26 protein-coding genes are annotated in these 25,413 nt (G+C 61.2%); 14 read left to right on the top strand and 12 right to left on the bottom strand.

Annotation, left to right across the window (positions count from 1 at the left end):
* Positions 1-22: 22 nt before the first annotated feature.
* Together EHF33_RS02680 and EHF33_RS02685 are read right to left on the bottom strand one after the other, a co-directional pair.
* Positions 23-682: an HAD-IA family hydrolase gene (locus EHF33_RS02680; protein ID WP_241191224.1), complete on the bottom strand. Its 660-nt coding sequence runs from the start codon at positions 680-682 to the stop codon at positions 23-25.
* The gene (locus tag EHF33_RS02685; protein WP_124867643.1) at positions 679-2,148 is read right to left on the bottom strand and encodes an alpha-amylase family glycosyl hydrolase; all 1,470 of its coding nucleotides are present in this window, start codon (positions 2,146-2,148) and stop codon (positions 679-681) included. Before EHF33_RS02685 ends, EHF33_RS02680 begins: the two co-directional genes overlap by 4 nt.
* A 77-nt stretch (positions 2,149-2,225) precedes the next feature.
* On the opposite strand from EHF33_RS02685, the gene EHF33_RS02690 reads away from it, so the two are divergent.
* Together EHF33_RS02690 and EHF33_RS21000 are read left to right on the top strand one after the other, a co-directional pair.
* Positions 2,226-3,665, top strand: coding sequence for an aspartate kinase (locus EHF33_RS02690; protein ID WP_241191225.1), 1,440 nt, complete (start codon positions 2,226-2,228; stop codon positions 3,663-3,665).
* A gap of 227 nt (positions 3,666-3,892) precedes the next feature.
* The gene (locus tag EHF33_RS21000; protein WP_164473388.1) at positions 3,893-4,060 is read left to right on the top strand and encodes a hypothetical protein; all 168 of its coding nucleotides are present in this window, start codon (positions 3,893-3,895) and stop codon (positions 4,058-4,060) included.
* A 135-nt stretch (positions 4,061-4,195) separates the two neighbouring features.
* On the opposite strand, the gene asnS is transcribed toward EHF33_RS21000, so the two are convergent.
* Both asnS and EHF33_RS02700 read right to left on the bottom strand, forming a co-directional pair.
* A complete protein-coding gene (asnS, locus tag EHF33_RS02695) occupies positions 4,196-5,527 on the bottom strand; it encodes an asparagine--tRNA ligase (protein ID WP_124867645.1) in 1,332 nt (443 codons plus the stop codon).
* Positions 5,528-5,701: 174 nt separating this feature from the next.
* Entirely contained in the window at positions 5,702-6,154 is a 453-nt protein-coding gene (locus EHF33_RS02700) for a YbjN domain-containing protein (protein ID WP_124867647.1), read from the bottom strand.
* A 199-nt stretch (positions 6,155-6,353) separates the two neighbouring features.
* Between EHF33_RS02700 and EHF33_RS02705 the strand changes: the two genes are divergently transcribed.
* A complete protein-coding gene (locus tag EHF33_RS02705; RefSeq protein ID WP_124867649.1) occupies positions 6,354-7,682 on the top strand; it encodes an Nramp family divalent metal transporter in 1,329 nt (442 codons plus the stop codon).
* A gap of 66 nt (positions 7,683-7,748) precedes the next feature.
* Here EHF33_RS02705 and EHF33_RS21715 read toward each other — a convergent pair whose 3' ends face one another.
* From EHF33_RS21715 to EHF33_RS02730, 5 genes are all read right to left on the bottom strand, one after another.
* Complete coding sequence (locus tag EHF33_RS21715; protein ID WP_277425527.1) at positions 7,749-8,087, bottom strand: septal ring lytic transglycosylase RlpA family protein; 339 nt, start codon at positions 8,085-8,087, stop codon at positions 7,749-7,751.
* Positions 8,084-9,157, bottom strand: a complete 1,074-nt coding sequence (locus EHF33_RS02715; protein WP_124867651.1) for a M24 family metallopeptidase — start codon at positions 9,155-9,157, stop codon at positions 8,084-8,086. The genes EHF33_RS21715 and EHF33_RS02715 overlap by 4 nt, the downstream gene beginning before the upstream one ends.
* Positions 9,158-9,202: 45 nt before the next feature.
* Positions 9,203-10,921, bottom strand: a complete 1,719-nt coding sequence (gene aspS / locus EHF33_RS02720; RefSeq protein WP_124867653.1) for an aspartate--tRNA ligase — start codon at positions 10,919-10,921, stop codon at positions 9,203-9,205.
* Positions 10,918-12,267 (bottom strand): histidine--tRNA ligase, encoded by a 1,350-nt coding sequence (gene hisS, locus EHF33_RS02725; protein WP_124867655.1) that lies wholly within the window; start codon positions 12,265-12,267, stop codon positions 10,918-10,920. Before hisS ends, aspS begins: the two co-directional genes overlap by 4 nt.
* A 91-nt stretch (positions 12,268-12,358) precedes the next feature.
* A complete protein-coding gene (locus EHF33_RS02730; protein WP_124867657.1) occupies positions 12,359-12,730 on the bottom strand; it encodes an IPT/TIG domain-containing protein in 372 nt (123 codons plus the stop codon).
* 34 nt (positions 12,731-12,764) lie between these two features.
* Between EHF33_RS02730 and EHF33_RS02735 the strand changes: the two genes are divergently transcribed.
* Entirely contained in the window at positions 12,765-13,697 is a 933-nt protein-coding gene (locus EHF33_RS02735; protein ID WP_124867659.1) for a diacylglycerol/lipid kinase family protein, read from the top strand.
* A gap of 112 nt (positions 13,698-13,809) precedes the next feature.
* Positions 13,810-14,841, top strand: a complete 1,032-nt coding sequence (locus EHF33_RS02740) for a site-specific integrase (RefSeq protein ID WP_124867661.1) — start codon at positions 13,810-13,812, stop codon at positions 14,839-14,841.
* A gap of 16 nt (positions 14,842-14,857) precedes the next feature.
* Here EHF33_RS02740 and lnt read toward each other — a convergent pair whose 3' ends face one another.
* Positions 14,858-16,312, bottom strand: a complete 1,455-nt coding sequence (lnt, locus tag EHF33_RS02745; RefSeq protein WP_124867663.1) for an apolipoprotein N-acyltransferase — start codon at positions 16,310-16,312, stop codon at positions 14,858-14,860.
* A gap of 110 nt (positions 16,313-16,422) precedes the next feature.
* Here lnt and EHF33_RS02750 point away from each other — a divergent pair, with 110 nt between their 5' ends.
* The 9 genes from EHF33_RS02750 to EHF33_RS21720 all read left to right on the top strand — a co-directional run bounded on the left by EHF33_RS02750 (position 16,423) and on the right by EHF33_RS21720 (position 23,227).
* Positions 16,423-17,130, top strand: coding sequence for a metallophosphoesterase family protein (locus tag EHF33_RS02750; protein WP_124867665.1), 708 nt, complete (start codon positions 16,423-16,425; stop codon positions 17,128-17,130).
* 180 nt (positions 17,131-17,310) lie between these two features.
* Complete coding sequence (gap, locus tag EHF33_RS02755) at positions 17,311-18,306, top strand: type I glyceraldehyde-3-phosphate dehydrogenase (protein ID WP_124867667.1); 996 nt, start codon at positions 17,311-17,313, stop codon at positions 18,304-18,306.
* Positions 18,307-18,390: 84 nt separating this feature from the next.
* Positions 18,391-19,560 (top strand): phosphoglycerate kinase, encoded by a 1,170-nt coding sequence (locus tag EHF33_RS02760; RefSeq protein ID WP_124867669.1) that lies wholly within the window; start codon positions 18,391-18,393, stop codon positions 19,558-19,560.
* Positions 19,560-20,426, top strand: a complete 867-nt coding sequence (locus EHF33_RS02765; RefSeq protein WP_124867671.1) for a tetratricopeptide repeat protein — start codon at positions 19,560-19,562, stop codon at positions 20,424-20,426. The genes EHF33_RS02760 and EHF33_RS02765 overlap by 1 nt, the downstream gene beginning before the upstream one ends.
* A gap of 54 nt (positions 20,427-20,480) precedes the next feature.
* Entirely contained in the window at positions 20,481-20,690 is a 210-nt protein-coding gene (locus EHF33_RS21850; protein ID WP_124867673.1) for an SEL1-like repeat protein, read from the top strand.
* Between the two features lie 2 nt (positions 20,691-20,692).
* Entirely contained in the window at positions 20,693-21,439 is a 747-nt protein-coding gene (tpiA, locus tag EHF33_RS02775) for a triose-phosphate isomerase (RefSeq protein WP_124867675.1), read from the top strand.
* 144 nt (positions 21,440-21,583) lie between these two features.
* On the top strand, positions 21,584-22,378 hold the full coding sequence (locus EHF33_RS02780; protein ID WP_124867677.1) for a Cof-type HAD-IIB family hydrolase: 795 nt from the start codon (positions 21,584-21,586) through the stop codon (positions 22,376-22,378).
* Positions 22,379-22,505: 127 nt separating this feature from the next.
* A complete protein-coding gene (locus EHF33_RS02785) occupies positions 22,506-23,096 on the top strand; it encodes a Rad52/Rad22 family DNA repair protein (protein WP_124867679.1) in 591 nt (196 codons plus the stop codon).
* Positions 23,093-23,227 (top strand): hypothetical protein, encoded by a 135-nt coding sequence (locus EHF33_RS21720; protein WP_277425528.1) that lies wholly within the window; start codon positions 23,093-23,095, stop codon positions 23,225-23,227. The genes EHF33_RS02785 and EHF33_RS21720 overlap by 4 nt, the downstream gene beginning before the upstream one ends.
* 79 nt (positions 23,228-23,306) lie before the next feature.
* Here the strand turns inward: EHF33_RS21720 and trpA are convergent, their stop codons facing one another.
* Both trpA and trpB read right to left on the bottom strand, forming a co-directional pair.
* Positions 23,307-24,134, bottom strand: a complete 828-nt coding sequence (trpA, locus tag EHF33_RS02790) for a tryptophan synthase subunit alpha (RefSeq protein WP_124867681.1) — start codon at positions 24,132-24,134, stop codon at positions 23,307-23,309.
* Positions 24,131-25,354 (bottom strand): tryptophan synthase subunit beta, encoded by a 1,224-nt coding sequence (trpB, locus tag EHF33_RS02795; RefSeq protein ID WP_124867683.1) that lies wholly within the window; start codon positions 25,352-25,354, stop codon positions 24,131-24,133. The genes trpA and trpB overlap by 4 nt, the downstream gene beginning before the upstream one ends.
* Positions 25,355-25,413: the final 59 nt, after the last annotated feature.

Raw genomic sequence — 25,413 nt, forward strand, 5'->3', positions numbered from 1 at the left:
ATAAAAGGCCGTGAGCATCACCTCACACCAACGCCAATACCCCTTCCAACTCCCAAATCGCCCCCTCCGCCTGACCGCTCAAGTCCACCAGCTCGGCCCGCATGCCCACCGCCCGCGCCGCCGAGACATTTTCCAGCTTGTCATCCAAAAACAACACCGCCGCCGGCTCTGCCTCCAGTGCCTGAGCCGCCAGCAAAAACACTTCGGCCTCGGGCTTGTGGACGCCCAGCAAGCAACTGCTCAGCGCCACGTCCACCACGTCGGCCACCCCAATCGCCTGCAAGGTGGGCCAGATGTCGGGCAAAGTGTTGCTCAGCACCCCGGTTTTCAGGCCGCGCCGCCGCAGCTCCAGCAGCACCCTCCGGGCCTGTGGCGCGGGCTTCATGAAAGCGTGATAGGGAAACTGCGCCACCAGCGCCGTTCCTTGTTCGGCCCGTAGGCCTAGCCCCGCCGCCAACCGCGCCGCGTAGTCTTGCCAAAAGACCTGCTCATCGCCGAGGCTGCGCAGCGCCCACCAACCGCCGAACTCGGTTTCCCAGTGCCGCTGCATGACGCCGAGAACCGAGTGGGCCTCCAAGCCAAACTGCTCGGCGGCCCACTCGGCGGCCTGGTGGTACACCGAGGCGTCCATCACGCTGAGGGTGTCGTCGCGGTCAAAGAGAACGGCTTTGAGCTTCGTCACAGTTTCCCCAGTATGAACGCCGCCGCCGTCTTGGGCGGCAAACTCAGGTGCAAGTACCCGCCTGAAACGCTCATCTTGGCGCTGCTGAGCGTTTCACCCGGATCGAGAAACAGTCCCCGCGTCAGCGCTTGAGGGGCCAGCGAAGTCTTGACCGAGTAGTTGGCCCGCCCGTCGCCGCTGTGCCAAACCACCAGCACCCTTTGCCCGCTCTTTTTGTCTTCGCGCAGCAGCACCATCAGATTTCCGCTGAGGCTGTCCGGGAGATTCAGGCGCGTCTGTGTTCCCAGCGAAAGTGCTGCCGAGGCACGCCGCACCTTGATGGCGTTTTTCGTGACTTCAAAAACCTGTTTCTCGGCCGGCGTCCACTGGTTTTCAAAACGCATATCGCGGCGGTTGTCGGGGTCTGCGCCGCCGCGCATGGCGATCTCGGTGCCCTGCCAGATCACCGGCACGCCGCGCAAGGTCATCAGCGCCCGCAGCCCGTACTTGGTGCGCTGAATGCCGGTGTCTTCAAACAAGCTGCCCTGCGCGAAACGTGGCAAATCGTGGTTGTCCAAAAATAGCGCCACCTCATCCGGCTTGGGCACGCTGCTCAGGGCGTCGAGGGCACTGGCCACCCGGCTCAGCCCGCTGCCGCCCATGACGCTGGCCTTCATGGCGTCTTGAAGTTGGAAGTCGAACAAGCTGTCAAATCCGGCTTGTTGATACTGGGCAAGACTCAGCGCGTCGGCTCCGTAATACTCGCCGAGCGTCCACGTTTCCGCCGCTCTGTCGCGAGCCAGCAGCGCCGTCAAAAAGTCCTGCGGCACATTCTTGATGGCGTCGTAACGGAAGGCGTCCACGCCCTGACCGCGCCAGTACGCGTCATTTTGAAACAAAAAGTCCTTTACGGCCGGGTCTTCTTGCCGCAAATCCGGTAGTCCGGCCAGCGGACAGACCACGTCTTTGTCGGTCGCCTTGTCACAGTCGGCCTGCGTGTGAAACCAGCTCGGCTGGGCCTGCACGGCAGGGGCCAAGTACCCGAAGTGGTTGATGACCTGATCCAGCACCACCTTAAAGCCGCCCGCGTGCGCCGCCTTGACCAAGGTTTCCCACTGCGCCTGCGTGCCGAAATGCGAGTCCACCTTCCTGAAATCGGCGGGCCAGTAGCCGTGATAAGCGTCGGTGTCAAAGCTGCGGCCCGTTTGCTGCTGATCAATAGGCGTCAGCCACACCGCCGAGACCCCGAGGTCAGTCAGGTAACTCAGCTTGCTGGTCAAGCCCGCCAAATCTCCGCCGTGCCACGCCCGGGGGTTTGCGAGATCCGCATCGCCATCATTGCTCGGGTCGCCGTTAAAAAAGCGGTCGGGCATCACCTGGTAAATGACTTGTCCGGCAAATGACGCCGCCGAAAGTGACGCTGCCGAAGCAGGGGAGAGCAGCGCGGCACTCAGGAAAGCGAGGAGGGGGAAAGAGCATTTGGCCATGCCCAGCAGTTTACCCGCCCTGCTCCCTGTTATACGCTCCGCCCGTTGCCCGCGCCGCATGCCGTAAACTGCTGGGCATGCCTGAACAGCCCTCACTCCTCGTCATGAAATTCGGCGGCACCAATATGGGCGACGCCGCCGCCATTCGCCACTCGGCGTACCTCTCGCAGCGTAGCTCCAAAGAAGGCGTCAAGGTGGTGGTGGTGGTTTCGGCGATGGCGGGCGTGACCAATCAACTGCTCGGGATCGCCGAAGCCGCTGAAAAAGGCGACATCGCACTGGCCAACGACCAGATCGCGGGCCTCAGAACCCGCCACTTCACGGCGGCCCAAGACCTCGGCGCGGCTCCCGACAGCGGGGTGGTGCGCGAAATCCGTGAACTGCTCGAAACCCTGCGCCAAGCCGTCTACGGCGTGTACTTGCTGCGCGAACTCACCCCGCGCAGCCGCGACCTGATCGTGGCCTTCGGCGAGCGTTTGTCGGCTCCGCTGATGGCGCTGGGGCTGAGCAGCCTGGGGGCGCGGGCCCATCACCTGACCGGTGGGCAAGCCGGCATCGTCACCGACAGCCATTTTGGCAGCGCCCGCCCGCTCAGCACGGCGGCGGGGCGCATCCGTGACCGGCTCAGTGGGCTGCTCGACGCTGGCCTGACGCCGGTGATTGCGGGTTTTATGGGCGAAACCGAAAAAGGAGCCATCACCACGCTGGGGCGCGGCGGCACCGACTTTTCAGCGACCATTGTGGGCGCAGCACTCCACGCTGACGAGGTCTGGGCCTGGAAAGACGTGGACGGAGTGATGTCGGCCGATCCCAGAAGCGTGATGGGCGCACAAAACATCGCCCAGCTCAGCTACGGCGAGGTGATGGAGCTGGCTTACTTCGGAGCCAAGGTGCTGCACCCGCTGGCGGTTACGCCGCTGCAAGAAGCGGGCATTCCGCTGAGGGTCAAAAGCGCCGCCGACCCTGACTTTGCCGGCACCTTGGTCACCAGCGAGGCCCAAACCGACGGCCAGCACCCGGTCAAGGCGGTCACGGCCATTCGCGGGGTCAGCATCATCAACGTCTCCGGCGCGGGCATTTTGGGTGTGCCGGACGTGGTGGCCGACCTCTTCGCGGCGCTGGCCAGAGAAAACATCACTCTGCTGATGGTTTCGCAGTCGAGCAGCATGAGCAACGTTTCGCTGGTGATTTTGGGCAGCGACGAGGAGCACACGCTGGCGGCCCTGACCCCGCCGATGGGCGGCAGGCACCTGCAAGTGGACGTGCAGCGCGGCGTGGCGGTGCTGGCCATTGTAGGCGCGGGAATGCGCGGCACCAAGGGCGTTTCGGCCAAGCTGTTCAGCGCCCTTGCGAACGCTGACATCAATATCTTGATGATCTCGCAGGGGTCGAGCGAGCTGAATATCAGCGTGGCGATCGAAGGCGCGGACGTAGAACACGCCACCCGCACCGTACACAGCGCTTTTGGCCTGGACGCTGAGCCTGTTGCCGACAAACCTGGCACTGACACGCGCTGATCAGCCAATTTTTTGGGGCAGGGCGTGGCTAACGTGGCCACGCCCTGCCGTTCTTATGACCGCTGGCTGGGCGTAGGGACGTGGGCGCTAAGCCGGGTGAACTCTACCCTAAGCCAAAGCGCTCAGCTTGGTGCTGCGCCGTCTGGCTGACGCGCTGATCACCTCACAGGCGGATGATAACGGCACACCAAAGGACGGTTCACTCCACCGCCCACAGGGAGCCCGTAATGTTCACTGATTTCAGCCGTCAACACCTGATCGCTCAGGAACGCATACAGCGTCTGCGTGAGGAAGCCAGCCGCGCCCGCCTGCTGAGACAAGCGCCGAGTCAAAGCGCTCCCTGGAGCTTTTGGAACTTCCTGCGTCCCCGGACTCCGAGCCCCGCCTCGGCTTGATGCCCAGTCAACCCTTGAGCTTATTTTTGAGCTCACTGAAAGCGGCGAACCCAGATTAAAGGTTCGCCGCATCTTTTTTGGTTGACTTAGTCGGCGCTCAGCCGCGCCCGTACAACTGCTTCAAGGTTGGTAGGGTTACGGATACATCCGCGTAAGCATTCTCGGAAAGGCGATCGCCTCGCGGATGTGATCGATGCCGCACACCCAAGCCACGAAGCGCTCCAGGCCCATGCCGTAGCCGGCGTGCGGCACGCTGCCGTAGCGGCGCAGATCCAAGTACCATTCAAACGCGTCGAGCGGCAAGCCCTGCTCGTCGATGCGCTTTTTGAGCAACTGGTAGTCGTGAATGCGCTGAGAGCCGCCAATGATTTCGCCGTAGCCTTCCGGGGCAATCATGTCGTCGCACAGGGCCAGGCGCGGGTCTTCCGGGTCAGGCTGCATGTAAAAAGCCTTGATTGCCGCCGGATACTTCTCGATGATGACGGGCCGGTCAAACTTGGAGCCGACGATGGTTTCATGCGGCGCTCCTAGATCGTCGCCCCACTCGACCGGCTGGGTTTCCGGTGAAACATTGGGCGGCAACTCGCCGGAGGCCAACGTCTCACGGATCAGCTCCAGCGCCTGCGTGTAACTCACGCGGGGGAAGTTGCCTTCGGCGGCGGGCCTCAGCTTCTCGGTGTCGCGCCCAAGCAAGGTCAGTTCCTCGCCGCACTGCTCCAGCACGCGGCGCACCAGAAAGCTGACCATCCGCTCTTGCAGCGCCATGTTGTCTATATGGGTACTAGGAGCCACTTCCGGCTCGATCATCCAAAATTCGAGCAGGTGCCGCCGCGTCTTGGATTTCTCGGCCCTGAAGGTTGGCCCGAAGGTGTAGACCTTGCCGAAGGCCAGCGCTCCAGCCTCAGCGTGAAGCTGCCCAGTCTGCGAAAGGAAGGCTTTGTTTTCACCGAACAGATCGATCTCAAAAAGCTCGGTGGAGTCCTCGGCGGCATTGGGCGTAAAAAACGGCGCGTCGAAGCGGATAAAGTCCTCACCCGCAAAAAAGTCCACGATGCCGCGCTCGACGGCGTCACGAATGCGCAAAATGGCCCAGGGACGGCGGTGACGCAGCCAGAGGTGGCGGTGGTCTTGTAAAAACTCGATGCCGTGTTCTTTGGGGGTGATCGGGTACTCGCCGGAGCCGCCCACCACTTCCAAGTTGCTGACCGAAAGCTCGACCCCGCTGGGTGAGCGCTCGTCGGCCCGCACCACTCCGGTCAGGCGCAGGCTGCTTTCCTGCGTCAGGTGTTTGGCGACTTCAAACACCTCTTCGCTGACCTCAGGCTTAAACACGGTGGCCTGCACAAAACCGCTGCCGTCGCGCAGCTTGAGAAACTGCAATTTACCTTTGCCGCTCTTATCGGTCAGCCAGGCGTCAAGAGTCACGCTCTGGCCGATCAATTGAGGAAGTTCACGAATAGAGGTCATGGACTCAAAGTATAAAGGGCCAAGCTCCTCCAAGAGACGCCAATGCTAGAAATCGGCTGCCCGAGTCTCGCTGATAAAACTCATTTTCACAAGGCAATTACTAAAATATTTATTTCACAAAGTTCGAGCCGAAAAAAGAGCCGGGGAGGTTCCCTCGGCTCCTGACGGGGCGATTTAAGCTTGCGGCTGGGGCTGGGTGATCTGCACGCCTTCGAGGAACGCGTAGTCGTCTTGGAAGTGCATCAGCACGCCGCCGAAGAGGGTGTCGAAGGTTTCCTGGGGCATTTCGGTCAGCGTGGGGTAAAAGCCGACGTATTCGAGCCAGACGTTGCCATCGGTGTCGATGCTGCGGGCAAAAGCGCGTTCACGGTTGCGCTCGTTGAGAATGCCCATGATTTCGTCTTTGCGCTCGGCGTAGGTCTTCTGGGTGACGCAGGTGACCTCCAAGCGCGAGGTGTTGTTGGGGCCGTCGTTGACGCTGACGAGTACAGCGGCGTCGCCCATCTCAAAGCGCCAGCCCATGCGGATAAAGCGCTGGCCATTGTTTTCTTCCATATCCAGCTGGACTTCGCGCTCCTTGAGGTACTTGGCGATGGTTTCCAGCGTGAGCAATGCAGTTTCGGTCATGGGGTACTTCCTCCTGAGAATTGATGCCTGCAAGATTCTATCGCAAATAGGTGCGGGAGGGAGACACACTCCACCATTGCTAAAGAATATATATAACCTCCCCTTACCTCTATGCCCCGCAACGTTCCCCCTTGAAATTTAGTTTTAGGTAAGCCTAAAATTGCAACTGTGAATATCCGCGTGAGCAATCAGGTGAGCCGTGACCTCTAAAGGCAGTGGCTGGCGCAAGGAAAGTTCGGGCGAGTCCTTAAGTGACGTTGCCCGCATCAACGTGGATTACAGCCAGCCCGCCTGGAAGCGCTTTCTGTCTTTTCTGGGGCCAGGGGCGCTGGTGGCGGTAGGCTATATGGATCCCGGCAACTGGGCCACCTCCATTGCGGGCGGCAGCGCCTACGGCTACACCCTGCTGAGCATGGTGCTCATTTCCTCATTGATGGCGATTTACTTGCAGGCCCTCTCGGCCCGCCTGGGCATTGCCACTGGGCGCGATTTGGCGCAGGCCTGCCGCGACCATTTCAGCAAACCCGCCGCCATCATGCTATGGCTCTCAGCGGAAGTGGCCATTATCGCCACCGACCTGGCCGAAGTCATCGGCACCGCCATTGCCCTGAACCTGCTCTTCGGTTTGCCGCTGATCATTGGCGTGTGTCTGACGGTGGCCGACGTGCTGCTGATCTTGCTGCTGCAAAATAAGGGTTTCAAGTACATCGAAGCGCTGGTCATCACCTTGATTGCCACAATCGCCGTGGCCTTCTTGTTCGAGATGATCTTCTCCAAGCCTGAGCTTGCGCCGTTGCTGGGCGGTCTGTTGCCTTCCAAGCAGCTGCTCGACCCCGCCGTGCTCTACGTCGGCATCGGTATTTTGGGCGCGACGGTGATGCCGCACAACTTGTACCTGCACTCGGCCATCGTCAATACGCGCGGCTACAGGCGTGACCAGGAAGGCAAGCGCGAAGCCATCAAGTTCGCCACCTGGGACTCGAGCATCGCCTTGACGTTCGCTTTTTTCATCAACGCCTCGATCCTGATTCTGGCCGCCGCTGCTTTCCACTTTGCCGGGCGCACCGACATCGCAGAGATTCAGGACGCTTACAAACTGCTTTCGCCAATGCTGGGGGCGGGCGCGGCCAGCATTTTGTTTGCGGTGGCGCTGCTGGCCTCAGGGCAGAACAGCACCCTGACCGGCACCCTGACCGGGCAGATCGTCATGGAGGGTTTTGTCAACATCCGGCTCAAACCGTGGGTACGGCGGCTGGTGACGCGGCTGATCGCCATCATCCCCACCGTCGCGGTGGTGCTGATCTACGGCGAAAAAGGCACCGGCAGCTTGCTGATCCTCTCGCAGGTGGTGCTTTCGATGCAGCTCTCGTTCGCGGTGGTGCCGCTGATGATGTTCACGACCGACAAACGCAAAATGGGCGAGTTCGCGGTCAATCCATTCTGGAAATGGGTCGGCTGGTTTATTACTGCTCTGATTATCGGCCTGAACGTGTTCTTGCTGGAACAGACCTTCTTTCCGCCGGCCTGATTCCGGCAACTCAAAAGCGAAAGGCCGGGATTAACGTTCGCCCCGGCCTTCTGCGTTTTTTTTTAATTACCGCCGCCCGTACTTCAGCACCCGCACGTCCACCGCCGCTACGCCCTGCGAGAGAATCCCCAGCCTGGCCGCCGCCGTGCGCGACAAATCGATAATCCGGCGGCTGTTGCCGAACGGCCCCCGGTCATTGATCAGCACGTCCACGCTGTGCCCGTTTCTGAGCGTGACCCGCACCCAAGAACCAAATGGCAAGGTGCGGTGGGCGGCGGTCATGCGGGTATGCGGATTGTATTTGCCACCGTAATAGACGGCTTGCCCCGGCACCGCCAGCGCCAAAGAAGCGGACGCCAAGACCAGACTGAGTCCTGCTTTAAGCACCACTTTCTTGAAGATCAAAACCGCTCCTTGGGACTGTGCGACAGCACCCGCGAGCCTTCGTCGGTTACCAATACCAGATCTTCGATGCGCACGCCGCCGAGGTGTTCGATATACACACCCGGCTCGATAGTGATGACCATACCGGCCTGCAAGACTTCTTCGGAAGTGCTGCGGAGGCCCGGCCCCTCGTGAACATTCAAGCCCACGCCGTGGCCCAGCGAGTGCACGAAAGCGTCGGCCAGGTCGTAGCGGCCCAGCACCTCACGGGCCAGCGCGTCCAAGTCGGCGGTTCTGACACCGGGTTTGATGGCCGCGAGCGCGGTTTCCTCGGCTTCGAGAACTGCCGTGTACATCCGCCGCTGACTTTCACTGACCTCGCCCAGCGCCAGCGTGCGGGTGGAGTCGGAGAAGTAGCCGCCGAGCCGAGCGCCGAAATCGATGGTCACCAACTCGCCCTCCGCCAGCACCTTGTCCGAGGCCCGGCCATGCGGCAGCGCCCCACGCACACCGCTGGCGACGATGGTCTCGAAAGCGGGGCCGTCCGCGCCCAAACGCCGCATGGCACTTTCTAAAGCCAGCGCCAGGTCTTGTTCCCGCGCTCCGACTTTGACCATCGGCAAGAGTTCGGCGAAGGCGGCGTCGGCAATCGCTTGAGCCTGCTCGATCAGCTGCACTTCCGCATCGGATTTGATGAGCCGAAGTCGCTCCACCACGCCGCTGAGCGGTGCGGGTTCGGTGGGCCAGTGCGCCTGCAACGCGCCGAGCTCGGCCACTGTCAGGTGCTGCATTTCAAAGCCCACCTTGAGGCCCGAGAGAAGCGGCGCGGCGTGCTGTAACGTCTCAGGCGAGCGGGCGATGAACACCGGAATGGCCGATTCCTGTGCAGCCTGCAAGGTGTAGCGGCCATCGGTATACAGCCACGCTGCGTCCGGCAAAATCAGCGCTTTGGCGTCTTCAGGACTGGAAAAGCCGCTGAGATAGTTGACATTCTCCGGCTGACTGACCCACAAGGCGTCCACGCCCGCTGATTTGAGGGCCGAGCGAACGGCGGTCAGGCGTGCTGAAAAGTCTGCTTGGTGCTTTGACATGGTTTGACGCTCCTTTAAGCCCAACAACGAACGACGTGGTCGCCCTTACTCAAGAACAGCCACGCCCAATTCGGCAAGCTGTGCGGCGTTGACGCTGGACGGGGCCTGCGCCATGAGGTCGCTGCCTTTGTTGTTTTTGGGAAAGGCGATCACTTCGCGGATACTGCTCGCCCCGCTCATCACCATGATGAGGCGGTCAAAACCCCAGGCGACGCCGCCGTGCGGCGGTGTGCCGGAAGCCAGCGCGTCCAGAAAGAAGCCGAATTGGGCGTGAGCTTCTTCTTCGGAAAAGCCGATGGCACCAAACATTTGCCGCTGCACTTCGGGGTCGTGAATCCGTACCGAGCCGCCGCCGACTTCAAAGCCGTTGAGCACCAGATCGTAAGCCTGAGCGCGAATTTCGCCTTGTCGCTGGGTGCCGAACAGCGCCAAATCCTCGGGGTGCGGCGCGGTGAAGGGGTGGTGCATGTACGTCCAGCGCTGATTGTCCTCATCGTATTCGAGCTGGGGAAAATCGGTGACCCAGACGGTTTCAAAGCCGGCAGACGCCAAATGCAGCAGGTCGCGCAGCGCCGTGCGAACCGCGCCGAGCGCCGTCACCGCCTTTTTCCACTCACCCGCTGCAAACAATAAGGTACCGCCCTGCTCGACACCTGTTCGGCTGAGCAGTTCTCCACTTACTTTCCCTACGAACTTGCTGATGCCGCCACTCAGTCCCTCGCCGTCTCGCCGCACCCAGGCCAAGCCACCTGCGCCATTTTGTTTGGCGACACGCTCGAGCTCATCAATTTGTTTGCGGGTCAGTTCACCAGTCGCCAGCACCTTGACGCAGGCGGCTTTTGCAAACGCCGCGAACTCGCCGCCCGCGAACAGATCGGTCACGTCCACAAACGGCAAACCGAAACGCAAATCGGGCTTATCGGAGCCGTAGGTGTCCATGGCCTGCTGATAGGTCAGGCGCGGGAAAGGGGAGGGCAAGTCCACGTCGAGCGCCGTTTTGAAGACGTGGCGCAACAAGCGCTCGTTGAGGTCGAGAATGTCTTCCTGGTTCACGAAGCTCATTTCAATGTCGAGCTGGGTGAAATCCGGCTGGCGGTCGGCGCGGAGGTCTTCATCTCTGAAGCAGCGGGCCAGCTGAAAATAACGGTCGACGCCAGCGATCATCAGCAGCTGCTTAAACAGCTGCGGGCTTTGCGGCAAGGCGTAGAACTCGCCGGGGCTGAGCCGGGAAGGCACCAGGAAATCGCGTGCGCCCTCGGGGGTGCTTCGGGTTAGCATCGGCGTTTCGACATTGATAAAACCCTCCGCCGTCAAAAAGGCGGTGATGGCGGCAGAGACTTGCGAGCGGATCAGCAGTTTTTGGAACATCTCCGGACGGCGCAAATCGAGGTAGCGGTATTTGAGGCGGATGTCTTCGGACACGTCCTCACCTTTACTGAGTTCAAATGGCGGCGTCACGGCGGCGCTGAGCAGCTGGGCCGAATCGGCGATCAGTTCGTACGCGCCCAGCCCTTCCTTGCGCTGGCTTTCGGGGCGCAGGCGCAGCGTGCCGGTAAATTCAGCCACGTATTCGCCGCGCATCCGGTCGGCTTCAGCAAAAGCCGGAGAGCCCGGTTCAACCTGAACTTGCAGCAGACCGCTGCGGTCACGCAGGTCAATGAAAATCAGCTTGCCGAGGTCACGTCGCCGCGCCACCCAGCCTTGTACGGTGACGGTTTGATCGAGGTAAGGTTCGAGGTCGCTCAGGTACGCGGTGCGCTTCATCGGGTCTCCAGTGCTGGTGGGGTGGGTGCGGAGTCTGGGCTTGGCATTTCAGAGAACAAATCGGAAAGTAAAAGAGCATTCAGCTCAGCCACCGGCACTTCACGCTGAACGCCGCTTGAGAGGTGCTTGAGCATCACGCTGCCACGACCGGCTTCCTCGCTGCCGATCAGGGCGGCGTAAACGGCTGTGCGGCGCTCGGCTTCCCTGAAGACATTGCCGGGTTTGAGGGCCCGGTAAGCGAACTCGGCGCGGGCGACGGCGCGGATGCCCAGTGCCACGCGGGCCGCCGGGTCTACTTGCTCAGCGTCCAGTGCCGCGACGTAGACCAGCGGGCCGGCGGTGAGCGGCCACTTGAGGCCCTCGGCGTCCATAGCAATCAGGAGGCGCTCGATGCCGAAGGCCCAGCCCACTGCCGGCGTCTCGGGGCCGCCGAGTTCTTTGGCCAGTCCGTCGTAGCGCCCGCCGCCGCCAAGGGCCGACTTGGCTCCGACGCCCTGGTGGTGCAGTTCCCAGGCGGTGCGGCGGTAATAATCCAGGCCGCGCACGATGCTGGGGTCGAGGTCATACGGCACGCCCCAGGCCTCCAGATGGCCACGCACTTCTTGAAAATGGGCACTGGCTTCCTCGCCCAAAAAGTTGAGCATCGGCTCGACGCCAAGTTCCACGATCAGGGCCTGGTCATCTTTACTTTTGGAATCCAGAATTCGCATCGGGTTGCGTGTCAAGCGGTCTTGTGAATCGGCGGAGAGGCGCTCGGCATGTGGCGTGAACAGTTGGCGCAAATAAGCGTCGTAGCGCTCCCGATCGGCCGGGTCGCCCACCGATCCGAGCTTGATCCTCGCGCCGGTCAGCCCGAGTTCCTGTACGACCTGCACCATCAACCAGATCGCTTCGGCGTCCACCAAGCTTAGCGCACTGCCGATCACCTCGTAGTCAACCTGGTGAAACTGCCGCAAGCGGCCTTGCTGGACATTCTCGGCGCGGAACATCGGCCCGTGTGTCCAGAGTTTTAAGGGGCTGGGAAGCTGCTTGAGGCCGTTTTCCAGGTAAGCCCGCACAATGCCCGCCGTGCCCTCGGGGCGCAGAATATAGCCGCCGTGCTCTCCGGCATAGGTGACGGTAAACATCTCTTTGCGCACGATATCGGTGCTGCTGCCCACGCCGCGCTGTACCAGATCGGCATATTCGAACAGCGGCGTTTCCATCCACTGCGCTCCGCCGCGCTCCAGCACCCGCGCGGCCGTTCGGGTGACGTGAGAAAAAGCGGAGGCGCTGAGATCGGCTCTTAACTTGGGACTGCCATCTGGCAAGTGGTCTTGGGTGCCTTTGGGACGCTGAAGTGACATAGGGGAGAGTATAGACGGTGAGCGGGGCGCAGGCGGACAGCTTTACTCTGTCGCCTGCGCCCCGTTCACCTCTGCTCACGAACGGCCGCTCTTACTGACTGCTCACGCTAAACGGGAGGCCGGTGCTCTGCCGCCCGTTGACTTCGATATACAGCCAGCTTCCGCCGGCCGGGGCGTTCGCCGGGACGTTGAAGACGATTTCGCTGTCGGTCCACGACACCACCGACGCTGCGGGAATCAGGTAGCCGCCTGAGCCGTTTTCGTCCGCGCCCAAACGGATACGCCCGGTGGCAGGGCCGCCGAGGTAGCGGCCCTGAATCATCACGGCCGCGCCTTTGGCCGTGCCGGACGAGACTTTGACCAAAACCGGCGTTTGGGTCACGCCCATCACCGTACCGACACGCGGCGCACACGAAGAGAGTGTGCCCACCAACAATAAAGAACCCAGCAAGAATATACGCATGACTTTGCCTCCGTCTCCGCAGTCTAATGGCTGGATGAACGCCAAGCCTACCCCCCCCAAACGCGCCCTGCTGATCTTCAATCCCAAATCCGGTAAAGGGCCGAGTCCGCTGCCGCGCTTTATCGCCGCGCTGGGTGAAAAAGGCTGGCACGTCGACGCCGAGGAACTTCCCCAAAAAGGTGAGCTGGTAACCCTGCTGAGCAGCGCCGAGCACTACAGCGCCGTGATCGCGGCAGGCGGCGACGGCACCGTCAGCAGCATCGCTTATGTTCTCAGAAACCGGGGCGTGCCGCTGCTGGCTTACCCGGCAGGCACGGCAAATTTGATTGCCCAAAACTTGAACTTGCCGGAAGACCCACAGGAGCTGGCACAGGTGGTGGATGAACTCAGAGCCGTTTCTATCGATCTGGGCGAGCTGAGCGTCGCGGGCAAATCGCACGGCTTCGTGCTGCTGGCAGGCGCAGGAGCGGACGCGGCCATGATCGAAGGCGCAGAAGGCCTCAAAGACCGGCTGGGCGTGTTCGCTTACGTGGTCAGCGCCCTCAAGCAGCTGAGTCCCAAGACCACCACCTTCCACTTGACCCTCGACGGCAAAGCACAGGACGTGGACGCCATGGCGGTGATGGTCGCCAACTTCGGGATGGCCAATTTCCGTTTGCCGATTGCGCCGGGGGTCAGCCCCAATGACGGGCAGTTCGCGGTACTGGTGCTCAAAGCCGGATCGGTTTTGGAGCTCCTGCCCAATTTGCTCGACTCGCTGCGGGCCAAGCTCAATTTGGGCGAGCCGGTGTTCGGTAAAAATATCGATGTTTTTTCGGCCAGTGAAGTGGAGGTCAGCACCGAGGAACCGTTTCCTCTTCAGTACGACGGCGAGATTCATGACGAAACCACGCCGTTTACCGCCCGCGTTTTACCGAAAGCGGCGCTGCTGCTGACTGGGGCGAGTCAGGAAGAATTGGAGACTTGAGGAAGTGGACGGACTCACACCAGCACAACTTAAACGGTTGACCTTAAAACCCCTGCTGGTGTGAGTCTCTCTTAGGTTCTATAATTTCACTTATGAAACCTAAGAGATTCCATTGACCAGTTCAACCAGTTCTGCTCTCGTTCTGGCTTCCCGCTGGGCTTCGGCGTCTAATCGCCGCCGTGAAGGCCTCCGGGCGGCGCATTCCCAAGACGCTGAGGTTCTCACCGATCTGCTCCACACCTACTTGCGGCTTAAATCCAGCAAAGGCGGACGCATCAGCGAGTTGACCCTAGCGCACTACGCCGAGTCGCTCAGAAAGTTTTTGGCGTTTACAGGGCCAGCCGCGTCGCCGCAACATGCGCTGACCCAACTCGAACCGGAGGTCTTTGAAGTCTGGCTCTTGGACTTACAGGCACAGGGGCTGTCGGCATCCAGCGTCAAACGCCACTTCTACGGCGTGCGGAATATGATGCGGGCTTTGGTGTGGGCCGATGTTTTAAAAATTGATCCCAGCACCAGCGTGCGCCCACCAGCTGAGAGCGAGGCGGCCCACAGCCGCAAGTCGGCCCTCAGCGCGGCGACGTTTAGAGCCCTCTTGGCTTTGCCCGCCGCCGAGCATCCCAGTGACCCCACCCGCGCGGCCCGCGATTACGCTTTGCTGCTGCTGGGCGGTCAATTTGGGTTGCGGGCTGCCGAATTGGTCGGACTGAATCTGGACGACCTCGACCTTAGCCTCGGTCACGTGGTGGTGCGCGGCAAAGGCAAAAAGACTCGGCAGGTGCCGCTCACTGCGCGGGCCCTGGGAGCGCTCGGCATTTGGTTGCGCCTGCGCCAAAGCCTGGTCAGCGCTTCGCCCGCGCTGCTGTTCTCGCTGAGTCACCGCAACGCGGGTGGGCGGTTGACCACCAAAGGAGCTCGGGATATTGCCGGACGGTATTACCTTGCTCTTGGGCTGCCGCCTGCGCTGTGGGGCCTGCATACGCTGCGGCGCACGGCGGGAACGCAGCTGTACAGAGCCACCCGTGACCTGCACGTGGTGGCTGACGTACTGGGACACGCTTCGGTGAACACCAGTGCAATTTACGCCAAGATGGACGCTTCAATTCGGCGGGAGGCCTTGGTGGCGGTTGAGGGGTTGGAGTAAAGGGATGTCGTATATATTACTGGGTACGGCGGCAGTCGAGCCTGAGTGCGTAGCCGAGCAGCAGCAGCGCGGCGATCAGGGCTGGAACGTCGCCCAGACGCATATAAAGGGTGGTGGCGCTCAGGAGCGGATATTCGGCGTGAAGGACGCCTTCGCCTTCGGTGAGGGTTTGCACCGGCTCACCGAGATCATTGATCACGGCAGCGACCCCTTTGTTGACGCTCCTGAGCACGTAGCGCCGCGTTTCGATGGCCCGCACCCGGCCCATGTCGAAGTGCTGCCAGACGCCCCAGCCGGTGTACCAGCCGTCATTGCTAACATTGACCAAGACCTGCGCTCCCTGAAGGGCCATCTGCCGGGCAACGTGAGCCACGATGCTGTCGTAGCAGATATAAACGCCGTAAAGCACGCGCCCGAGCGGAATGGGCGCGTAGGACTGACCAGGAAACTGGGGATTGAAGCTGCCCAGATTCAGCGATTGGTAGATTGAGCTGTAAAGCCCGTTGAGCGCCCCACTCAGCGGGAAATACTCGCCCATCGGCACCGGGTGGGCTTTGTCGAAGCTGCCGGTGATGCGCTGCCCGTCCCAGCCGATCGCGGTATTGCGCGGATACTGATACATGCCGTAGAGGCCGGGTGCAGGAACTTCTCCAATGCGCTCCGGATACAGCAAGGCGGTTTCGCTCCAGACCGTCACCTCACCCGCTCGGCGCTGCTGGCTGAGCTGGAGCTGAGCTTGCCACTGCTGATCGAAGTCTTGGCCAGTGACTTTGGCAAACGAATCGAGATTGGTGCGGAGTAAGAGCGCCTTGGCGGGCGGCCCCTCCCCTGCCGTGCGGGTCAGGCCGTAGCCGAGGGCCGCCAGCCACAGCGCGGCCATCAGTGCAGCGGGGCGCGGATTTTTGACTCGCATGAGTGTGACCAGCGCCGCTGCCGAAGCGGTCAGAAGCGCGGTCAGCAGCAGCACGCCGCCGAGGTCGGCCACCTGAATGAGTGGGGTTCTCAGGAAGGTGTACCCGAGTCCCGACCAGGGAAAAGCCAGCGCCCCCAGCGTCCTGAGCCATTCCAGAATCACCCAGCCGCCCGCCAGTCCCCACAAGCGGCCCTGCGGCGTTTTGAAGGCGGCAGCGACCAAGAACGCCATCAGCGCCCAGAAGATGCCTTCCAGTACGAACAGCAGCGATAACGTTAGCGCCGAGAGCGGCCACGCCAGCACCAAAGGCAAGCTGCCGTCTTTGGACATCAGGTCTTGCATAAAGACCACCAGCCAAAAGAGCTGGGCGGCAAAAAAAGCGCTGATGGCGATCAACGTCTGCAACGTGAGTTGTTTGACGCTGGGCTGGCGGCTGAGATGCCCAAGCAAAAGGGCGAGGGGGAAAACGGTCAAAGCGCTCCAAGCCAGCGGCAGACCGCACAGAGCCAGACACACGCCGAAAGCGGCGGATAAAACAGCGGGGGGAAGGCGCGGCATCAGCTTTGAAGTGTAGCAAGGGCCCAGATGTGGAAAAATGGGCGTGTAGGGAAAAGGTCAAGCTGGGAAGCTGTCAATGCGGCCGCTCCTTGAGGTAATCTGGGCTTACCTTGCGAATTGCTTTTATCAGTGACCTCCACAGCAATATTCACGCGCTGACTTCAGTGCAGCGGTTTTTGAGCGAACATATCGTCAACTCGGTGGTGGTGGTGGGCGATTTGGTCGGCTACGGTGCGTCGCCCGGGCCAGTCATCGACTTCGTGCAGCAAGCAGGCTGGAAAGTCGGCCTCGGCTCGAGCGATTTGCGGGTGTCGATGGCGTTCGGTGAGCGCGAATCGCGGCGCGGGATCGCCGATCAGGTTCTGAACTGGACACGCGAAACCCTCGCACCGGAGCAGCTCGAATACCTGCGCCGTTTGCCGGTGGGCGGACGGATTATGACGCCAGTCGGGCGCATTCGTTATTTTCACGGTGCGCCGCACGACCCCGAGGCCCGCCTCGATTTGATGGCCCCCGAGGCCCAGATGCAGGAACTGGCCGAGCAGCTCAGCTCACGGGTGGTCGTCTCGGCGGGCACCCACGTGCCGTTTGTGCGCACCATCGGCGACACCATTTTTATCGATCCCGGTTCGGTGGGCCTGAGCCTGAATCACGAACCCGGCGCGGACGTGATTATCATCGACGCCGCTGGTCGCAGGCCCAAAGTCAGCATGCACAAAGTGCCGTATGACTACTCGTCGGCGGCTTTCGACATCATGGCCTGGAATTTGCCGCCAGTGATTGCCGACGTGATCCGCAGCGGGAAGATGGGGAGTTGAGGCAAGGGATGTGCGCCAACAGGTGCATACCTCTCGCTCCTTCCCGAAGGTGTACCGAGTACACTTGTCCAGTTGGTACCGACGCCGACTTGACGAAGCTGCGGTAAACTGGTGGTTGAGTGAACAACCAAAAGTGGCTGGGCAGCGCACCTCAAGCGCTCAGTCACAAAGGGGCAACATATGAAAGTAGGCATTAACGGATTTGGCCGGATTGGCCGTTTGGTGTTCCGGGTTTTAGAAGCGCGTGGCGTGGAAGTCGTGGCCATCAACGATTTGACCGACAACAAAACGCTGGCGACCTTGCTCAAGTACGACTCCACTGCCGGGAAGTTTGATGGTACCGTCAGCTACGACGACGACTCGCTGACCGTCAACGACAAAAAGATACACGCCCTCGCCGAGCGCGACCCCGCCAACATCAAGTGGGGCGAGTTGGGCGTGGACATCGTCATCGAGTCCACCGGCATCTTTACCAGCCGCGAGGGAGCCAGCAAGCACCTCGCCGGCGGCGCGAAGAAAGTCCTGATCACCGCGCCGGCCAAAAATGAAGACATCTCCATCGTGCTGGGCGTCAATGAGCAGGACTACGATCCCAAGAACCACCACATCATCTCGAACGCTTCTTGCACCACCAACAGCTTGGCCGCGCCGATGAAACTGCTCGACGAAGCCTTCGGCATCGAAAAAGCCATCATGACCACCGTCCACAGCTACACCAACGATCAGCGCCTGCTCGACTTGCCGCACTCTGATTTGCGCCGCGCCCGGGCCGCCGCTGTCAACATCATTCCCACCTCGACGGGCGCGGCCAAAGCCGTGGCGCAGGTCTATCCCAAGCTCAAGGGCAAGTTTGATGGCACCTCCCTGCGCGTGCCGACGCCGGTGGGCAGCATCAGCGACGTGGTGGTCATTTTGGGCCGCGACGTGACGGCAGACGAGGTCAACGCGGTGTTTAAGAACGCCGCCGAGGGGAGCCACAAGGGCATCATCAGCTACACCGAAGACCCCATCGTGCTGCAAGACATCGTCGGCGATTCGCACAGCGCCATCATCGACGGCGGCCTGACCATGGCGATGGGCAATCTGGTCAAGTTCTTCAGCTGGTACGACAACGAGTGGGGCTACAGCAACCGGATTGCGGATCTGACGCAACTGGTGAGCGAGAAAGGCGTTTAAGTTAAGCAAATCGAACGTTGAGTCGTGAAGGGTGGGCTATGGGTGAAAACAGCTCATGGCCCATCACCTTTGTAAGGAGTAAACATGAAGAACTTAGATTCGTTGAATGTGAAGGGCAAGCGCGTACTGGTTCGGGTGGATTACAATGTGCCGATCAAGGGCGGCGTGATTCAAGACGACACCCGCATCACCGCGTCTTTGCCCACCTTGCAGGCGCTGCTGGCCAGCGGCGCGTCACTGGTGCTGATGAGCCATTTGGGACGGCCCAAAGCGGGCCCCGATCCGAAATACAGCCTCGCGCCTGTGGCACAGGCACTGAGCAAGGTGCTGGGCCTGCCGGTCAAGTTCATTGCCAGCTTGCCGAGCAGCCCTGAAACCTTGGCGGCGGTGCAGGCGCTGGGGAGCGGCGAAGTGGCCCTCTTAGAAAACGTGCGATTTGAAGCGGGCGAAGAGAAAAACGATCCGGCCCTCGCCCTCAAGCTGGCCCAGTTGGGCGACGCCTTCGTGCTGGACGCTTTCGGCAGCGCCCACCGCGCCCACGCTTCGGTGAGCGGCGTGGCCGGCAAGTTGCCGCACGCCGCCGGAAGCCTGCTGCAAACCGAAGTGGACGCGCTGGATAAACTGATTAACAACCCCGCGCACCCGTATGTGGTGATTATCGGCGGAGCCAAAGTCAGCGACAAGATCAAGGTCATCGAGAACTTGCTGCCGAAGGTGGACAAACTGCTGATCGGCGGCGGCATGGCTTACACCTTCATCAAGTCGCGCGGCGGCCAGATCGGCCAGAGCATTCACGAAGACGACCAATTGGCTTTGGCGGGGCGCTTGCTCAGCGAGTACGCCGATAAAATCATGCTGCCCACCGACGTGATTGCCGCCGACGCTTTTGACGAGACCGCCAACACCAAAGTGGTGCCGAGTGACCAGATTCCTGACGGCTGGCAAGGCTTGGACGCTGGCCCCGAAACCGTGAAGGCCTACATCGCCGCGCTTCAGGGCGCAAAAACCGTGTTTTGGAACGGGCCGCTGGGCGTCTTTGAATTTGCCAAATTCGCGGGCGGCACCAACGCGGTGGCTGGGGCGGTGGCCGAGTTGGGCGCGGATACTTACAGCGTGGTGGGCGGCGGCGATTCGGTCAGCGCCATCAACAAGAGCGGTCAGGCCAGCAAAGTCTCGCACGTCTCCACCGGCGGCGGGGCCAGCTTGGAGCTGCTGGAAGGTCAGCCGCTGCCGGGCGTCGAAGCAATGAAGTAATGACGCAGCGGCAGACCCTGCTTTGTCTGGTTCTCAGCGTGGCCGCGCTGTCGGGTCAGGCCTGCGCGGATTATCTCAAAGGGCAGCAAGCCTACGACGCTGGACGGTATGCGGAGGCCTTGCCTGAATTCCAAACGTCGTTTCGACAAGGCGACATGCGGGCTGCGGCCAGCTTGGGCGTGATGTACCGAAATGGTCAGGGCGTGCCGCGTAATGTGTACCTTGCTAAGCAGCGCTTTACCCAAGCGGCCCAGAGTGGAAATGCCAAAGCCCAAAACGGTTTGGGCAACTTGTTCAAGGAAGGCCAGGGGGTAAGAGTCAACCGCGCCGCCGCCCTGCGCTGGTATCAGAAGGCGGCGGCGCAGGGGTATCCGCCGGCCATCTACAACGTGGGGCTGTGGTACAGCTCGGCGGGCGACGACGCAGCGGCGGCCCAGTGGTACACCAAAGCGGCGACTTTAAACTACCCCGCCGCACAGATCAATCTGGGCAATCTTTACCTTGAGGGCAAAGGAGTCGGCAAAGACGCGGCGCGAGCCATTGCTTTCTTTCAGGCCGCTGCTGATCAGCGAGCGCCGATGGCGTTGATTCGGCTGGGCACCGTCTATAAAGATGGACTGGGCGTTGCGAAAAATTATGCCAAAGCGGCCAAGTACTTTGAGCAGCCCGCCACGCTCGGCGACGTGTACTCGCAGGCCAGTTTAGGCTGGCTTTCCTACCAGACCCGGCAGTATCAAGAAGCGTTTGTCTGGTCTGATCTGGCCGCCCGGCAAGGAGACAAGTACGCTCAGCACACGCTCGGTATCTTGTACGAGGGCGGCTTCGGCACCGCTCGAGATCTCGGCAGGGCCGGGGTGTGGTATTAAAAAAGTGCAGAGCAGGGCTACCCCCTCGCCTCGGCCCGACTCGGCCACCTGCTTTTGGATCAAAAAAAGTACCCCGAGGCGTTTAAATACAATGCCTTTGCCGCGCAGCGGGGCAATGCCTATGGGCAAGGTCAACTCGGGTACATGTATGAAGCCGGTCTAGCCACGAGAAAATCAATCGACTCAGCGGTAAAGTGGTACAGGCTCGCAGCGCAACAAGGTGATCCATACTCCATCAGCCGCTTAAAGGAACTGGGGAAATAACCATGAAAAATCTACTCGCGCTCAACTGGAAAATGAACAAGACACCTTCGGAAGCCGTGCAGTGGGCCAAAGAGTTACGGGCCGCCTTGCCGCAGACCTCGGCGGAGCTGGCGATCATGGCTCCCGCGATTGCCCTCCAGGGCCTGAGCTTGGAACTTAAAGACAGTCCGGTCAAGCTGGGCGCTCAGGACATCTCGGCGCATGAATCCGGCGCGTACACCGGCGAAATCAGCGCGGCAATGCTCAAAGATGTGGGCGCGATGTACGCGGTGGTGGGCCACTCCGAGCGGCGCGAGTATCACGGCGAAAGCTCGCAAATCGTGGCGGCCAAAGCAGCAGCGGCTATTGCAGGCGGCTTGGTGCCGATCATCTGCGTCGGCGAGGGCTTGGACGTGCGCGAAAAAGGCGAGCAGGTGGCCTACACCTTGGATCAGTTGCGCGATTCGCTTTCGCAGGTGCCGGTGTTGGGCGCGGATCAAATCGTGATCGCTTATGAGCCGGTATGGGCAATTGGCACCGGAAAAACCGCCACCGCCGCCGACGCCGGCGAAATGGCCGACGCGATTCGCGGGGCGCTCGGCGGGCTGTACCGTGAGTACGCCGACGGCGTGCGGATTTTGTACGGCGGCAGCGTCAAGCCTGCCAACATTGCTGAGATCTGCGCCCAGACGAATGTCAACGGCGCACTGGTCGGTGGCGCGAGCTTGGACGTCGCCTCGGTGGTGGGTTTGGCCGCCGCGCTGAGCTGAACGTGAACGGCGGGGAGAAGTCGGCCCCGCTTTTTCAGGAGGAAGCAAGTGATTCTCTTCACTTACTATTAAACTTGTGAAATAAAGTTTTAAGAGTAGACGGCACCTTCAAGGAAGGGGCGTTGCGCCGTTAGACTGCTCAGCATGTTGCAGATGATTTGTGTGGATGTAGACGGCACCCTCGTCGGAACCGGCAATCAAGTGTTGCCGGAAGTCTGGGAAGCGCTTAAAGATGCGCGGCTCGCGGGAATCAGAATCGTATTGTGTTCGGGCCGACCCGCTGTGGGACACGCGCTGGAGTATGCCAAGCGGCTCGATCCTGACGGCTGGCACGTCTTTCAAAATGGAGCCAGCATTGTCAAGGTGGACACCGGCGAGTCGCGCAGTGAGGAATTGCCGCACGATTTGTTGGTCGGCCTCGTTGAAAAAGCGCGGGCGACGGAGCGAATTTTAGAAACATACACAGACCGCGAATACGCTGTGGAAGACACGTCGCCAGTCTCGGCGGAACACGCCAAGCTGCTGGGCGTACCGTTCCAGCCACGTGATTTGCTGAGCCTCAGCGGGATGGTGGTGCGGGCGCAGTGGCTGATTCCTTACGCCGAAAAAGACGCGCTGCTGAGTGAGGCGCACGACGGCTTGCAACTTCATCCGGCCAGCAGTCCGGTGATGCCGCAGACCCTGTTTGTCAGCGTCACCCGTGACGGCGTGAATAAAGGCAGCGCTATTCGGAAAGTGGCGGGCTTTTACGGCTTTGATCTGGGGCGCGTGATGATGGTCGGTGACGGCCACAACGACGTGACGGCGCTGGAGGTGGTCGGCTATCCGGTGGCGATGGGCAACGCCGATAAAGAAGCGCGGGCGGCGGCCAAGTACCATGTGGGCGATGTGGACAGCGGCGGATTGGTGGAAGCGGTGGAGCTGGCAATGAAGGAATGAGTGGAAGGTGGCGGTTTTTGCGGTGTTGTCTGCCGCAGGAAAAGCAACCCCCTACTTCCTACTGACCACGATCTGTTCCCCTCTTTTACGTCTTGACCATAACGCCATTCTGTTATAGACTAAATCCATGAAACTGAGCGATGTCCAGAAACGACTGCAAGCGCCGTTTCCCGCCCATCTGGTGGGCTTCAAGCCTGCCAGCTTCAGCCGCGATCACAAGCGGGCGCTGCTCTTTGCCCACATTGACGCCCGCGCCGTGCAAGACCGGCTCGACGCCATTTGCCCCGACGAGTGGAGCTTTGAACTGGAAGTCGTGGTGGGCGCGGCCCGCCCCACCGTCAAAGGCCGCCTGACCATTCTGGGCGTGGCACGTGAAGACATCGGGGAAGGCAGTGAAGGAGAGCTGGGAACTTTGAAGGCGGCGGCGAGTGACGCCCTCAAGCGGTGCGCGGTGCAGTTCGGCATCGGACGCTATCTCTACGATTTGCCCAAACTGTGGGCCGACTGGGACGATGAAAAACGCGCTCCCGTCCACGATCCCGAATTGCCCGAGTGGGCGCGGCCCGACCACGAGCGCACCCCTGGCGGCGCTCACCTGATGCAGGCCATGGAGCAGCTCAAATACGAATTGCCCGATGACTTGGAGTTGCAGCGCGAAATTTACAAGCACCTCAAAGCCGCGCTGATGAGCCTTCACCCTACTGGGCGGGCCGCGTGATCTCGCCGCGTTCGGGTGTGCCGCTCCGTGATCAGGTCAGAGAAGAGCGTGAAAGTCCAGCCGCGCTAATGTTGATGGTTGGCTTGTTGCCGCTGTTGCTGCTGGGCGGCTGGCTGTCGCAGTTCGTGTAAAGCTGCGAGCGAAAAAAGCGGGGCACTTGGACATGATCCAAGTGCCCCGCTTTTTTGTCTGCTCACGCAAGATACATGCTTATTTTCGGCAACCTTCCACGATTTCGCGTGCCAATGCGCCCACATCTTCCCCACGGCTGACCGCGTTGATAAAAGCGCTGCCGACCACCACGCCGTCGGCGTCGGCGTCTACCGCGACTTGGCGGGCAGTGGCGGTGTCTTTGACGCCGAACCCCACCGCGATAGGCAAATCGGTGTGCTGCTTGGCGAGGGCCACCAGTGCCGGAACTTCGCTCAGGGCGTTGCCTTCTCTGGCTCCGGTCACACCGGTGACGCTGACGGCGTAGACAAAGCCGGTGCAGGCGGCGGTGACGATTTTGACTCGCTCAGGAGTGCTGGTCGGGGCGATCAAGAAGGTCAAGGCTAGGCCCGCCTGCGCCGCGAGGTCGCGAATTTCTATATCTTCGTCGGGTGGCAAGTCCGGTAAGATCAGTCCGTCCACGCCCGCTTCCACCGCAAGGCGCATGAATTCACGCGGCCCCACGGCGTAAATAGGATTGATATAGGTCATGACGATCAGCGGCTTGGTGGTGTGCGGGCGCAGCGCTTTGATGAGCTCCAAGGTGCGCCGCGTGCTGGTGCCGCCTTTAATGGCCGCTTCGCTGGAACGCTGAATGGTGGGGCCGTCACCGAGCGGGTCAGAGTACGGCAAGCCGATTTCCATCATGTCGGCGTGTTCGAGGAGCTGTAAGGCCACGTCATGAAAGCGCTCGGCGTCGGGATAACCAGCGGTCATGAACGGAATAAACGCGGCGCGGCGCTCGGCTTTGGCGGCACTGAACGCGGCCTGGATGCGCTCGGCGCTCGGCGTTGATAGTTGAAGTTGAGTCGTGACAGTCTGGGTCATGCGTTGGCGCTCCCGGTCAGCAGGCGGGCCACTTCGGCCACGTCTTTGTCGCCTCGCCCCGATAAGTTGACCACGATGATTTTGCCTTCGCCAATTTCACGGGCGGTGATGACGGCCTGATGGATGGCGTGAGCCGTCTCCAAAGCGGGAATGATTCCTTCCAGACGGGCGAGGAGTTGCAGCGCTTCTAGGGCCTGCGCGTCGGTCACGGGAACATATTCGGCCACGCCCATATCGCTGTAATAGCAGTGCTCGGGGCCGATGCCCGGATAATCGAGGCCCGCGCTGATCGAATGGGCTTCGGTGATCTGGCCTTCGGGGTCGTTGAGGAGGTACATCATCGAGCCGTGCAGCACTCCGACTTTGCCTCCGGCGACGCTGGCGGCGTGGAAGCCGGTGTCCACGCCCTGACCCGCCGCTTCGGTGCCGATCAAGCGGGGGCGCTGGCCTTCGGGAAGGTAAGCGAACGGCGCGAAGATGCCGATGGCATTGCTGCCGCCGCCCACGCAGGCGATCACCACGTCGGGAACTTCGCGGCCCTCCAAGTCGGCGAGCTGCCACTTGGTTTCTTCACCGATCACACTCTGAAAATCGCGCACCATCGCTGGATAAGGGTGCGGCCCCACCACCGAGCCGAGAATATAAAAGGTGCCGCGCACGTTGGTGACCCAGTCGCGGATGGCTTCGTTGGTGGCGTCTTTGAGGGTGGCGCTGCCGGAAGTGACTTCCCGGACTTCCGCCCCGAGAAGCTTCATTCTAAAGACGTTCAGTGCTTGGCGGCGGATGTCCTCCGCGCCCATGTAGACCACGCATTCCAGGCCCAGCAGCGCGGCGGCGGTGGCGCTGGCCACGCCGTGCTGTCCGGCTCCGGTTTCGGCCACCACCCGCTTTTTGCCCATTCGGACGGCCAGCAGCGCCTGACCGAGGCAGTTGTTGATTTTGTGTGCGCCGGTGTGGTTGAGGTCTTCGCGCTTGAGGTAAATTTTGGCTCCGCCCGCGTGCTTGGTCAGGTTCTCGGCAAAGTAAAGTCCGCTGGGTCGGCCCACGTACTCGCGCAGCAGATCTTCAAGTTGTTTGAGGAACACCGGGTCTTGCTTGGCCTCGGCGTAAGCGGCCTTGAGGGTATCGAGGGCCGGAATCAGGGTTTCGGGGACGTAGCGCCCGCCGTAGATACCGAAGCGCCCGCGTTCGTCTGGCAGCGGATAAGTGGGAAGTTGCATAGCAGTAGAGTAGAACCCCGATTAAGGGTTTGAATGTGAAACTTAGACAAGTTGTCTAA

Source organism: Deinococcus psychrotolerans, assembly GCF_003860465.1.
In the GTDB taxonomy this organism is placed as follows: Bacteria; Deinococcota; Deinococci; order Deinococcales; family Deinococcaceae; genus Deinococcus; species Deinococcus psychrotolerans.